Genomic DNA, 12,615 nt, shown 5'->3' with positions numbered 1-12,615 from the left:
CGCTGCTTTCATCATGATGCGTCAATGCCGACGCTGAAGTCGACATTCTCCCAACGCATCGCATCGGGCCAGAAAAAAGTGAAGACGAGGCCGTCTCCCGGCTCCAGTCCGGCGACCGGGAGGTCGACCAGATGAACGCCGAAAGCGTTCTCGCTGGTTTTGTGGTCCTGGATCGTCAGCCATTTGTCGCTGCTCCAATGGACAACGCCCGGCGCCGAAAGCTCGACGCGCAAAACCTTGCCGGCCGGGATGGAGCGGATCTTGTTGTTGAAGCGCCATGTCCTGAGCGGCGAGCTTGTCTTGCCCTTGATGTAGCGCTCGACGCCTTGCGGCGGCATGTCGAAGACCGCGCCGTCGCGCAACGAGCGCAACAGCTTGATGTGCTCGGCATGTGCCCAGACCAGCGGCATGGCGCTGCCCGACGGTTTGCCCAGCCACAGCTCGCGGTCCGGCACATCCGGGCTGTCCCAAACCTGTTCCGGCAGCAGCCCGCCTATACCCGCCGAACGCTCGAAGGTCTCGAGAAGCTGCGCGGCTTTCTCCTTGCGGCCGGCGGCAAGCTCGTAATGCGCCCGCTCGCCGGTAAGCAGGGGCCAGGCGCGTCCCTGGCCGGTGCCGTCAAAAGGCGCACCATCCTCGTGCTCGCCATAGCCGTCACTGGTGTAGCGGTACCAGACCGGGCCTTGCGGGAGATCGCAACGCAAAAGGGCATCGACGGCCTTGACGGTATCGACGATGCGCGGATCGTCGGCCGCCCGGAGGCCAAAGCGAACCAGGGCCAGGGCGTCGGGACTGACTATGGCTTCCGCCGGTTTGTCGGTGTCGGCCGGTGGACGGTTCTTGATCGGCACGAAGCCGTCCTTCGGCGTAGCGGCGCCCGCATCGTCCGGCGGCGCGATACGGACATAATAGCCTGTGACGCCTGCGTCGATGGAGAGCTGAGTGCCCGTGACGTAGGTCCAGCGTTCGACCTGATCGTTCCAGCAATCAGCGGTTTCGCGCAGGTAGTTTGCCGGCTCAGTCTTTCCGACGACATCCAGCATATCGGCGGCGGCAAGCAGCGCGGCGATCTCGACGGCCAGCGTGAACGGGCTGTATCCGGCGTCTTCCTCCCAGCGGTCCTCGCCGGTGACGGGGCCGTTGCGCACGACATACGAGGCGGCGTTTTCGATCATGGCCATGAAATCGGCGAGCTTGGCACGCGGCAGATAGCCCGCGCGGCGCAAGGCGTCGGACAGAAGCAGCGGAAAGGCGCATTCATCCATCTGGATGCCGGGCCAGTAGGCGGTGCCGTCCGACCAGACATTCTGCGGCCAGTGACCGTCCGGCTGCTGGATCGAGCGCAGATAGGCCAGGATCTGCAGCGCCTGCTTGCCGTCGCCGGCGGCAAGGAAACCGCCAGCGGTCTCGACCAGGTCGCGGGGCCAGACCAGATGGTAGCCGCCGAGATCGTCGTCGCCCTTGTTGAAGCCCCATGGGATCGAAAGGCTGGCAACGGCGGCGCCGGGTCTCGCGACCGAGAGATGCGTGGCCAGAACCGCTGTGCTCACACGATAGGTGTTCAGCCCGGAGGCGGTGTGGCGGTCGAGCTTCTCAAGCCTGGCCTGGAATGTCCGCCAGTTCCCGACATAGGTTTGCGTGGCGGCGTCGAAACCCTGCTTGAGACTGGCCAGCGCCAGGTCCGCGGCCGCTTCCGGCGAAGCGCCGAAGCCAAGCGCCAGCAAGGCCGTGGTCTTGCCAGCGCAAAAGCCGATCTCGCCGGTCAGGGCGACATTGCCGTCTTCCGCTCGCTGGCAGGAGGGATCGAGCGCACCGCCGTTCTGCAATTGCTGCCATCCGTCGGAGAAACCGACATAGCCGGCCGAACAGCCATGCCAGGGCAGTGAGGAGACCAGCGCCAGGGATACGCCGCGCCCCGTGGCGAAAAGCATGCGCTGGCCCTTGTGTTCGCCAACCCAGGCGGTATTGCCCATGCCGGCATTGACGAGGTGCGGCGCAAGCAGCGCGTAGACATGGTAGTCGGCCGCCGAACCTTTCAGCGGTACGAATGCAATCTCCTGCAGCAGGACAGGCCGTTTCGGATCCGTAATGATGCGCTTTTCGATACGGTAGGCGCCGTCTGTCGCGGTGTTGGCCAGCCTGTAGCCAGGCACGCCGTCCTCGAACGGCGCGATGGCGTGCGTGGCGTCGCGCTTTTCTTCCGAGAAATAGCCACCGGGGCCGGTGACGATCAGCTCCATGTCGCGCGTGCAGGCGCTGTCGAGACGCGGATAGTAGATCTCGTTCAAGATGCCGTGACTGATGGTGAACCAGAGCGGGCTCTTGGCTGAAAACGCGGTGCCGACGCCACTCTTGGCGCTTGATGTCCAGCGCGCCGGTATTCCGGGCGCGCCTTTGGCAACGGTCGGCGTCACTGCCATCAAATGGCCTCCTGTCGTGCTCCTAGACCATGTGCCGGCGGCTTTTTCAATCATCGCACCGCAAGTTGATCGAAGGCACGCCAAGCTTTGCAGTTGACAGCTTGCGGTTCGTCTGCATTTGTCTGACAATAGATAAAAAACAGGGACTGCGCGTAACGATCATCAGGCAAAACTAGCAACTTTGGGAGGAAATCATATGAAGAAACTGTTCGTTCTGGGTGCGCTGGCAGCTATGTTGGCCTCGGGCACCGCACTTGCCGACACCAGCGGCAAGAAGATCGCATTCTCCAACAATTACGCCGGCAATTCGTGGCGGCAGGCCATGCTCGACAGCTACGGCATCGTCACCAAGAAGGCGGTCGACGACAAGGTCGTCGGCGCGGCCGACATCTTCACCACCGCCGACAAGGAAGTGCCGACGCAGGCAGCCCAGGTGCAGAACCTGATCCTGCAGGGCTATGACGCCATCGTCATCAACGCCGCCTCGCCGGATGCGCTCAACGGCGCCATCAAGCAGGCCTGCGACGCCGGCATTGTCGTCGTCTCCTTCGACGGCATCGTCACCGAGCCCTGCGCCTATCGCGTCGTCGTCGACTTCAAGGACATGGGCAAGCAGGAAATCGAGCAGATGGCCAAGTTCCAGCCGAAGGGCGGGAACCTGCTGGAAATCCGCGGTCTTGCCGGCACGTCCATCGACGATGCCATCCATGCCGGTATCCTCGAAGGCGTCGCCGCCCATCCCGAATTCAAGATCGTCGGTTCGGTGACCGGCGACTGGGACCAGACGACGGCGCAGAAAGCGGTCGCGACCATCCTGCCTTCGCTGCCCGATGTCGTCGGCATCGTCGATCAGGGCGGCGACGGCTATGGCGCCGCCCAGGCTTTCGCCGCCGCCAACAAGCCGCGCCCGACCATCATCATGGGCAACCGCCAGGACGAGCTGAAGTGGTGGAAGGAACAGAAGGACAAGGACGGCTACCAGACCTGGTCGGCCTCGATCGCGCCCGGAGTGTCCTCGCTTGCCTTCTGGGTGGCGCAACAGGTGCTCGACGGCCGCAAGGACATACCGCACGATCTCCTGGTGCCATATCTGGCCTTCACCCAGGACGATTTCGAGGCAGCCCTGCCGAAGATCAAGGAAGGCGGCGTCGCCACTCACGAATACAGCCAGGAAGATGCAATGGCGGCCATCAAAGCCAACATCAAGTGAGCATCGCGGCAGCGTTGCCGTCCGTATCGCCGAGCGGGTACCGTTGAGCATGCCTGAAGGGAACGCTGACATCATCAGACTGAACGGCGCCGAAAAACATTTCGGCGCCGTTCGCGCGCTGGGCGGGGTGGATTTTCATGTCGGGCCTGGCGAGTGCGTCGGCCTGGTCGGCCACAATGGCGCCGGCAAATCGACGCTGATGCACATGGTGGCGGGCACGATGGCGCCCGACAGCGGCAAGATCGGCGTGCATGGCGGCATCGAGGAGAACTACTCGGTGTCGCGTGCGCAGAAACTCGGCATACGCTGCGTGTTCCAGGAACTGTCACTGTGCCCCAATCTCAGCGTCGCCGAGAACACGCGCATCAACCATGCCTCGCTCTCCGGCGTCGGCTGGCGGCGCAAGGCGGCCGCGCTGATCACCGCCAAGCTGGACGAAATCTTTCCGGACCATGGCATCTCGGCCTGGGACATTGTCGGCGACCTGTCGATCGGCCGGCGCCAGATGGTCGAGGTGGCGCGCGCCTTCACGGTCACCCAGGACCGGCTTGACCTCGTAATCCTCGACGAGCCGACTTCGTCGCTCGACGCGCATACGGCCGGCCAGCTGCTGGCCTTCGTGCGCCGCTTCGTCGCCGGCGGCAAGAGCTGCATCCTGATTTCGCATGTGCTGGGCGAGGTGCTGAAGAACGCCGACCGCATTGTGGTGATGCGCGATGGCAAGGTGGTGGCGTCGGATGCGGCCGATGCCTTCGACCGCGACCGGCTGGTGACGGTGATGGGCGGAGCGGAAGCACGCCGCAAGATCGCGGCGCAAGCCGCTGCGAAACCCGGGGCCGGTCCGCTGCGGGTGCGTGCAAGGCCCGCCGCGCAGAAGGATGGCGCCGACCTCGAGGCGCGGGCCGGCGAGATCATCGGTCTTGCCGGATTGGCCGGTCATGGCCAGACCGACCTGCTGCTGGCGATCTTCAGCGGAGCCTCGCGTGCCAGGACAGGGATCGAGGTGACCGCCCCAGTGGCGCTTGTCGCGGGCGACCGTCAGTCGGACGGCATCTTCCCGCAATGGTCGATCGCGCAAAACATCGGCATCCGCTCGCTGGCGCGCCTGCGCAAGGGGTTGTTGATCTCGCCACAGCGCGAGGCCGAACTTGCCGAGGCCTGGCAGAAGAGGATCGGCATCCGCACGCCCGACATGAACAACAACATCTTCTCGCTGTCGGGAGGCAACCAGCAGAAGGCATTGTTTGCCCGCGCGCTCGGCTCCGATGCCCAGATCGTGCTGATGGACGACCCGATGCGCGGCGTCGACATCGGCACCAAGCTCGAAGTGTACGACCTCGTGCGCGAGGAGGCTGGCCGCGGCCGCACCTTCCTCTGGTACACGACCGAAACCGAAGAGCTCGACAATTGCGACCATGTCTATGTCTTCAAGAACGGCCGCATCGTCGCCAACCTCACGCGCGACGAACTGACGGAGGAAAAGATCATCCAGTCCTCGTTCGGCGATGCGGCCTGAGATGACGGCAGCATCCATCGACAATGGCTTCAAAGGGGCGGCGGCACGCAATGCGGCGGCGCGCGCCCGCCTGCTGCGTGGCTTGCTGCCGGCGCTGTCACTGGCGCTGGTGCTGCTCGCCATTGCCTGGCTCAACCCACGCGCAATCAGCTATTTCGGCTTCAGCCTGATGCTGAACCTGGCGATCCCGATCGCGCTGGCGACGATCGCGCAGATGTTCGTCATATCAGGAAATGAGCTCGACCTGTCGATCGGCACCTTCGTCGGTTTCGTCGGCTGCGTCACCGCGACCTGGCTGAAGGACGCGCCGCTCATCGGCGTCGCCATCCTGCTCGGCTCGATCGGCGTCTATGCGCTGCTCGGCGCGCTGATCCATCTGCGCAATCTGCCGTCGATCGTGGTGACGCTCGGCATGAGTTTCGTCTGGCAGGGGTTGGCCATTCTCGTCCTGCCCAAGCCCGGCGGCAAGGCGCCGGACTGGTTGCTGGCGATCATGTCGTTCAAGCCGCCTTTCATTCCCTTCCCGATCATCGCGGCGCTGCTGATCGGTCTCATTGTCCACTTTGGCCTGATGCGCACCTCCTATGGCGTGATCCTGCGCGGTTCCGGCGGCAATCCGGCAGCGCTTCGACGTGCCGGCTGGTCGTTGCTCAAAACCAAGGTCGTGCTGTTCGCGCTGGCCGGCCTGTTCGGCGTGCTGTCCGGCATGGCGCTGATCGGCATCACCACATCGGCGGACGCCAATATCGGCAATGGCTACACGCTGCTGGCGATCGCCGGCGTCATCCTCGGCGGCGGCGAATTCGTCGGCGGCCGGGTGTCGCCGATCGGCGCGGTGATCGGCGCGCTGACGCTGGCGCTGGCGGCCTCGCCGCTGCTCACCTTCATGCGCATTCCACCCGACTGGCAGGTGGCCGCCAACGGCGCCATCCTGATCATCGTGCTGGCGGCGCGGGTGCTGATCAGCCGCAGGGAGAGGTGAGCGATGGCATTGGTGAAATCGCTGGCCGCCAAACCCTGGATATGGTCGTTCGTCGGCGCGCTTGTCGTGTGGCTGGCGACGATCGCCTTCACCGGCGGCTATGGCGCCGGCGGCATGGTCACGGCCGCACTCTCGCTCGCCGTGTTCACCGTCATCGTCGGCGTCGGCCAGATGTTCGTCATCACGCTCGGGCCCGGCAATGTCGACCTGTCGCTGCCGGCCAATATCGGGCTCGCCAGTGCCGTTGCCATGAAGGTGATGGCCGGCAGCGATTCCATGATCCTGGTCGGGCTGCTTGCCGCGCTCGCCTGCGGCGCTGCGATCGGCGCGGTCAACTACCTGTTGATCTGGGCGCTGCGCATTCCGCCGATCATCGCCACCTTGTCGGCGAGCTTCATCATCCAGTCGATCGACATCAGCTATGGACGCGGGCTGCAGATCAAGCCGCCGCCCGGCTTCGCCGATTTCACCAATTGGCAGATCCTGGGCATTCCCGTGCTGGCGATCCTGACCGTGCTGTTCACCATCGGGGCGGCCATCGCCTTGCAGCGCATGATCTATGGCCGCTCGGTGCTGGCGATCGGCCAGAACATCCGCGCCGCGTGGCTCGCTGGGGTCAATGTCGGCCGCATCCGCTTCCTCACCTATACGCTGTCGGGGGCGCTCGGCGGCATCGACGGTGCGCTGCTCGCCGGTTATTTCCGTGGCGCCAATGTCGATATCGGCAACGAATATCTGCTGGCCTCGATCGCCGTGGTGGTCATCGGCGGCACGTCGGTCGCGGGCGGCAAGGCCAATGTGCCTGGCGTGTGGGGCGCGGCGCTGTTCTTGGTGTTGCTGCTCACCATGCTCAACACGTTCGGCGTCAGCGCCGGCGTGCGTCTGCTGCTGACGGGGCTCATCATCGTCGGGGTGATTACGGCTGCTGGTGGGGAGAAGGCAGTGCGCTGAGTCGCCTCGTTACGCGGTGCCCTCGAGGTGCCGGGCCAGCATCAGCCTTAATTCCTCCAGCACGCCGTCGCGCAGCCGTTTTTCGCCCACCAGCGCCAGCGGGATGCGCATCAGCTGCGGCACGATGACGGCGAGCCGCTCGGCTTGGCCGGCTGGAAGCGGCGGCTCTGCCTGCGCGAACAGCGCGGCGATCTGGTCGCGCCGGCGGGCCCGCATCTTGCGGCGCCAGCCATCGTCACCGGGCAGGTCGAGCAACGCGGAATAGACCGGGTGCGTGGCGACGAAACGGCCCAGCACCGCGAACAGCGCGTCGGCGATCGCTGCCGGCGCCAAGCCCTTGGCCTGTTCCTGCAGAGCGTCAAGCTGAGTGGACAGGGTTTCCGCGTTCTCGGCCAGAATGGCCTGCGCCAACGCTTCCTTGGTGGGGAAGAAAAGGTAGAGCGTGCCGATGGCGGCCCCGGCGCGGGCGGCGATCTCGGTCATCGTGGTGGCGTCGAAACCCTTCTCGACGAACAGCGCTGCCGCGCTCGCCGTGAGTGCCGCGACCCGTTCGCGCCCTCTTTTTTGCTGCGGTGCACGCGGATTCGCCACCGATGCTCTTGCCTTTTCCGAGGCCATCCTCATATTTCCAAACCTGAGACTATCCTCATATATAGCGCCGGCGGCAACCGCGCCAGCACCCTTGGACCTTGCCACCATGAATACCGCCGCAGACAGCCGCCCGCAGAGTCACAAATGGATGGTTCTGAGCAACACCACGCTCGGCATGCTGGCCGCCGCCATCAATGGCTCGATCCTGCTGATCAGCCTGCCGGCGGTGTTCCGCGGCATCGGCCTCAAGGCGCTCGATCCCGGCAATATCAATTATCTGCTCTGGGCGATCATCGGCTACATGATCGCCACGGCGGTGCTGGTCGTCGCCTTCGGCCGGCTCGGCGACCAGTTCGGCCGGGCGAGAATGTACAATCTCGGCTTTGCCGTCTTCACCGCCGCCTCGATCGCGCTCAGCCTGCTGCCGGGACAAGGCGGTTTCGCGGCGATGTATCTGATATCCGTGCGCATCATCCAGGGCATTGGCGGCGCGCTGATCATGGCCAACTCCACGGCGCTGCTCACCGATGCCTTTCCGGAAAACGAGCGCGGCTTCGCGCTCGGCATCAATGTCGTGGCGGCGATTGGCGGCCAGTTCGTCGGCCTTCTGATCGGCGGCCTGCTTGCCGACACCGACTGGCGTCTGGTGTTCTGGATCAACGTGCCGTTCGGCCTTGTCGGCACGGTCTGGGCGTATCTCAAGCTGCATGATGCGCCGAACCGTTCCACCCACACGATCGACTGGCTCGGCAATATCAGTTTCGGCCTCGGCCTCGTGCTCATCCTCACCGCCATTACCTATGGCCTGCAGCCTTATGGCGACCAGGTGATGGCGTGGACCAGCCCGAAAGTGCTCGTTCTGTTTGCCATAGGCTTCGTCTCGCTGATCGCCTTCGTCTTTATAGAGCAGCGCGTCGCCAAGCCGATGCTGGACCTGAAGCTGTTCCGCATCCCCGGCTTCGCCTACGGTAACATCGCCAATCTCGCCTCGGGCATAGCGCGCGGCGGGTTGCAATTCATGCTCATCGTCTGGCTGCAAGGCATCTGGCTGCCGCTGCACGGCTATTCCTTCGAGGAGACACCGCTGTGGTCGGCGATCTTCATGCTGCCGCTGACGGTCGGCTTCCTCATCGCAGGTCCTGTATCGGGCTATTTCTCCGACCGGGTCGGCGGCGTGCCGTTCGCGGTCGGCGGCATGGTCGTGGGTGCCGCAAGCTTCGTGGCGCTGATGGCGCTGCCGGCCGATTTCTCCTACACGGCCTTTGCCGCGCTGCTGTTCCTCAACGGCCTCGGCTCCGGCCTGTTCGTGGCGCCGAACTCGACGCAGATCATGAATTCGGTGCCGGCGCGCGAACGCGGCCAGGCTTCAGGCATGCGCGCCACCACCACCAATGCCGGCCAGGTTCTGTCGATCGGCCTGTTCTTCAGCCTGATGATCGTCGGCCTCGCCGCCAGCCTGCCGCAGAGCATGGAGGCCGGCCTGCTGGCGCAGCACGTGCCTGAGGCGGTCGCTCACCAGATCGCCAACATGCCGCCGGTCGCCAGCCTGTTCGCAGCCTTCCTCGGCTACAATCCGATGGGCGAACTGATCCCGGCCAATGTGCTGCACGCGCTGCCGCAGCAGAGCATCGACACGCTGACCGGCCACGTCTTCTTCCCTGAGTTGATGTCGGGGCCGTTCAAGCATGGGCTGGTCTTCGCCTTCACCTTCTCGGCCATTCTCTACCTTGTCGCGGCTTTCGCCTCCTGGCGCGGCGGACGCACCGCCAATACCGCGATGCCGGAGATGCTGGCGGCGGAGAGTGCCGGCCGGCGCTGATCCAAACGGTAAACATTGTGCCAGGCAGGCATCTGGTTCCCATCCGTGCCGCAGCCCTGTAAATCCTGATCGCGGCCAGGCCGCTAACCGTTGCTGGGAGGTTTGTGTGTCCGATTTCGTGAAGGTCAGCCGGGACGGCGACGTTGCCATCGTCATCATCGACAATCCACCGGTCAACGCGCTGAGTTTTCATGTCCGCGAACCGCTGATGCACGCGCTGGTTTCCTTGCGCGATGATGCTTCGGCCGCGGCCATCGTGATTGCCTGCGCCGGACGGACCTTCGTTGCCGGCGCCGACATCACGGAATTCGGCAAGCCGGTGCAACAGCCCGATCTGCGCGCTCTGATCGTCACGCTTGAGACCATCGCCAAACCGACGGTTGCCGCCATCCACGGCACCGCGCTCGGCGGCGGCCTGGAACTGGCGCTTGGCTGCCATTTCCGCGTCGCCGATGCCGGCGCCAAGCTCGGCCTTCCCGAGGTGAAGCTTGGGCTATTGCCGGGCGGCGGCGGCACCGTGCGGCTGCCGCGCCTCATCGGTGCGGTGAAGGCACTGAAGATGATCGTTTCCGGCACGCCGATCGGTGCGGCCGAGGCGCATGCCGCCGGTCTCGTAGACGCCGTTTTCGAAGGCGATTTGACCACGCATGCCGTGAACTTCGCCCGGGAAATCGCCCGCAAGGGTGGCCCCTTCACGCCGGTGCGTGATCGCGATGACGGGCTCAAGGAAACCGACCTCAGGGCTTTCGATGCCGAGGCCGCCGACCTCGCCAGGAAAGCGCGCGGGCTGGAAGCGCCGATCGCTTGTGCGCAAGCGGTGCGCAATGCCGTCACGCTGCCCTTCGACGAGGCGCTGGCGGCGGAGCGCGCGCTATTCGTGACGCTTGTCGGCAGCGACCAGTCGCGCGCCCAGCGTCATCTGTTCTTCGCCGAACGCGAGGCGGCAAAGCTTCCCGGCAAGGACACGCCCAAGCGCAGCATTGCCCGGGTCGGCGTCATCGGCGCCGGCACGATGGGCGGCGGCATTGCCATGGCCTTCGCCAATGGCGGCTATCCCGTGACCTTGCTGGAAACCAGCGGGGAGGCGTTGCAACGCGGGCTGGGCACGATCGAGAAGAACTATGCGGTCTCCGTTTCGCGCGGTTCCCTGACCGAAGATGCCAAGCGTCGGCGGCTCGCCCAGTTCAAGGGTTCGACCGATTATGCCGATCTCGCCGAGTGCGACCTGATCATCGAGGCGGTGTTCGAGGACATGGCGGTGAAGAAGGAGGTTTTCGGCAAGCTGGATGCCGTCGCCAAGGCGGGCGCCATCCTTGCCACCAACACCTCCTATCTCGACATCAATGAAATCGCCGGCTCGATCTCGCGGCCGCAGGATGTTCTCGGCCTGCATTTCTTTTCGCCGGCCAATGTCATGAAGCTGCTGGAGATCGTTCGCGCCGAAAAGACCGCGCCGGATGCGCTGGCGACGGTGGTCGACCTCGCGCGGCGGATCGGCAAGGTGGCGGTCGTCGTCGGGGTCTGCCATGGCTTCGTCGGCAACCGCATGCTGGCCGCGCGCGGCTCGGAATCGGAAGCGCTGCTGCTGGAGGGCGCGACACCCAGCCAGATCGACAAGGCCTTCACCGATTTTGGCTGGCCGATGGGGCCGTTCCAGATGGGCGATCTCGCCGGTCTCGACATAGGCTGGCGCAACCGCAAGGCGCGCGGCCTGACGGCCGTGATCGCCGACACGCTGTGCGAGCAGGGGCGCTTCGGCCAGAAGACAGGCCGCGGCTTCTATCTCTACGAGGCCGGTGCACGGGCAGGTGTTCCCGATCCCGAGGTGGAGGCGCTGATCCGCGCCAAGGCGGCCGAGCGGGGCATCGAAGCGCGCGCCATCGGCGCCGAGGAGATCATCGAGCGCACGCTCTATCCCATGATCAATGAGGGGGCGAAGATCCTCGAAGAAAAGATCGCGGCCCGCGCCTCGGACATCGACGTCGTCTGGGTCAATGGCTACGGCTTTCCCATCGGCAAGGGTGGCCCGATGTTCTGGGCCGGCCTCGAAGGCGGAGCCAGGATTGTCGAACGGCTCGAGCATTGGTTCCGGCGGACCGGCAAGGATGTGTTCAAGCCGGCCACGCTGCTGAAGCGGATGGCCGAGACCGGCTCCTGGGAGGCCGACGCGACAGCCTGACCAGATGACGCTGAGGGCTGTGGCGGTTATCGAATCCGTGCGTCGATGATTTCGACGAAGCGGGCGAACAGGCCGGCCTGCGACTTGATCTTGAGCTTGCGGTAGATGTTGCGGCGGTGGACCTTCACGGTTCCCGGCACGATGCGCATGGCTCTCGCGATCGATTCCGTCGAATGGCCCTGCAGCACCAGGTCGACCACATGCTTTTCGCGCGGCGTCAGCGACAGGCTCTTCCAGATATGGGCACGGTCGAACTCGTTGACCGCGGCGATCGTCTCATCTTGCCTGGCTTCAGCCGGCTCGTCGACGGGAAGGGCAGGCCAGCGCAACCTGATGAAGCTGATCACGGCCGGCGCCATGTCGCGCAGCAGCCTGGCGTCCGCGGTGCCGAACGGGCCTGAAGCGCGCAGCCGCATCAGCGACAGCACAAGCGCGTCCTTGCCCGGCAGCGGCACGAAGAAGCCAACCTCCTCGGCCAGCCTGGTCTGGCTGTAATAGGAGCGAAAATACTCGCTGGCGTAGAAGCGGTCCGGCGCCAGTTCGCGCATGCGCCAGAACCCTTCCTTGCGCTCGACCGCAGCGTGGTGGAACGGATCGAGCAGATAGGGCCCTTCCTGGTAGAGCGCGACGAAGACATGGCTTTCGGCCGGCGAGAAGGTTTCGAACAGCAATGGCGGGCGCGAGGCGCCGCGATAGCCGAAGACCACGCAGTGATCGAAGCTGACATGCTGGCGCAGCCAATCGACCATCGCCTTGCCGAACAGGTCGCCGCTCGTCTCCCGTGTCGCCGCGACGAGGGCGGCGAGCCGGCTATATTCGTCGCTGCGGGACGCACTCAATACCTACCCCCTTAAACGCGAAAATAGATCAGATATACCACCTGCGAGGTATATACTAGCGGCCATTGGCTCTGGTAGCGTTCGGAAATAGCCCTGTCGCTGGAGCCC

General features: G+C 64.9%; 9 protein-coding genes. 6 read left to right on the top strand and 3 right to left on the bottom strand.

Features of this window, described 5'->3' with window-relative positions:
- Nucleotides 1-11 precede the first annotated feature (11 nt).
- Complete coding sequence (locus AC1VON_RS03245; protein WP_483120383.1) at nt 12-2,420, bottom strand: glucan 1,4-alpha-glucosidase; 2,409 nt, start codon at nt 2,418-2,420, stop codon at nt 12-14.
- A gap of 196 nt (nt 2,421-2,616) precedes the next feature.
- Between AC1VON_RS03245 and AC1VON_RS03240 the strand changes: the two genes are divergently transcribed.
- The 4 genes from AC1VON_RS03240 to AC1VON_RS03225 are packed head-to-tail and all read left to right on the top strand — an operon-like array spanning nt 2,617 to nt 7,079.
- Entirely contained in the window at nt 2,617-3,630 is a 1,014-nt protein-coding gene (locus AC1VON_RS03240; protein WP_172347950.1) for an ABC transporter substrate-binding protein, read from the top strand.
- A 49-nt stretch (nt 3,631-3,679) separates the two neighbouring features.
- Entirely contained in the window at nt 3,680-5,146 is a 1,467-nt protein-coding gene (locus tag AC1VON_RS03235; protein ID WP_483120382.1) for a sugar ABC transporter ATP-binding protein, read from the top strand.
- A gap of 1 nt (nt 5,147) precedes the next feature.
- Nucleotides 5,148-6,128 carry an ABC transporter permease gene (locus AC1VON_RS03230; protein ID WP_172347952.1) on the top strand — a complete coding sequence of 327 codons (981 nt, stop codon included), beginning with the start codon at nt 5,148-5,150 and terminating at the stop codon, nt 6,126-6,128.
- 3 nt (nt 6,129-6,131) lie between these two features.
- Complete coding sequence (locus AC1VON_RS03225) at nt 6,132-7,079, top strand: ABC transporter permease (RefSeq protein WP_172347953.1); 948 nt, start codon at nt 6,132-6,134, stop codon at nt 7,077-7,079.
- Nucleotides 7,080-7,088: 9 nt separating this feature from the next.
- On the opposite strand, the gene AC1VON_RS03220 is transcribed toward AC1VON_RS03225, so the two are convergent.
- Nucleotides 7,089-7,697 carry a TetR/AcrR family transcriptional regulator gene (locus AC1VON_RS03220; RefSeq protein WP_483120381.1) on the bottom strand — a complete coding sequence of 203 codons (609 nt, stop codon included), beginning with the start codon at nt 7,695-7,697 and terminating at the stop codon, nt 7,089-7,091.
- A gap of 79 nt (nt 7,698-7,776) precedes the next feature.
- On the opposite strand from AC1VON_RS03220, the gene AC1VON_RS03215 reads away from it, so the two are divergent.
- A complete protein-coding gene (locus AC1VON_RS03215; RefSeq protein ID WP_483120380.1) occupies nt 7,777-9,489 on the top strand; it encodes an MFS transporter in 1,713 nt (570 codons plus the stop codon).
- Nucleotides 9,490-9,595: 106 nt separating this feature from the next.
- Entirely contained in the window at nt 9,596-11,668 is a 2,073-nt protein-coding gene (locus AC1VON_RS03210; protein ID WP_483120379.1) for a 3-hydroxyacyl-CoA dehydrogenase NAD-binding domain-containing protein, read from the top strand.
- Between the two features lie 26 nt (nt 11,669-11,694).
- On the opposite strand, the gene AC1VON_RS03205 is transcribed toward AC1VON_RS03210, so the two are convergent.
- Complete coding sequence (locus tag AC1VON_RS03205; RefSeq protein ID WP_172347957.1) at nt 11,695-12,507, bottom strand: helix-turn-helix transcriptional regulator; 813 nt, start codon at nt 12,505-12,507, stop codon at nt 11,695-11,697.
- Nucleotides 12,508-12,615: the final 108 nt, after the last annotated feature.

The sequence above is a fragment of the Mesorhizobium sp. HAY1-8B genome (assembly GCF_056868045.1).
The sequence above is the reverse complement of the archived record's forward strand: the minus strand, read 5'-3'. Positions and strand labels throughout refer to the sequence as shown.

Coding starts and splice junctions, on each gene's coding strand:
- AC1VON_RS03245 (WP_483120383.1), bottom strand. CDS start 2,420: ATGGCAGTGACGCCGACCGTTGCCAAAGGCGCGCCCGGAATACCGGCG.
- AC1VON_RS03240 (WP_172347950.1), top strand. CDS start 2,617: ATGAAGAAACTGTTCGTTCTGGGTGCGCTGGCAGCTATGTTGGCCTCG.
- AC1VON_RS03235 (WP_483120382.1), top strand. CDS start 3,680: ATGCCTGAAGGGAACGCTGACATCATCAGACTGAACGGCGCCGAAAAA.
- AC1VON_RS03230 (WP_172347952.1), top strand. CDS start 5,148: ATGACGGCAGCATCCATCGACAATGGCTTCAAAGGGGCGGCGGCACGC.
- AC1VON_RS03225 (WP_172347953.1), top strand. CDS start 6,132: ATGGCATTGGTGAAATCGCTGGCCGCCAAACCCTGGATATGGTCGTTC.
- AC1VON_RS03220 (WP_483120381.1), bottom strand. CDS start 7,697: ATGGCCTCGGAAAAGGCAAGAGCATCGGTGGCGAATCCGCGTGCACCG.
- AC1VON_RS03215 (WP_483120380.1), top strand. CDS start 7,777: ATGAATACCGCCGCAGACAGCCGCCCGCAGAGTCACAAATGGATGGTT.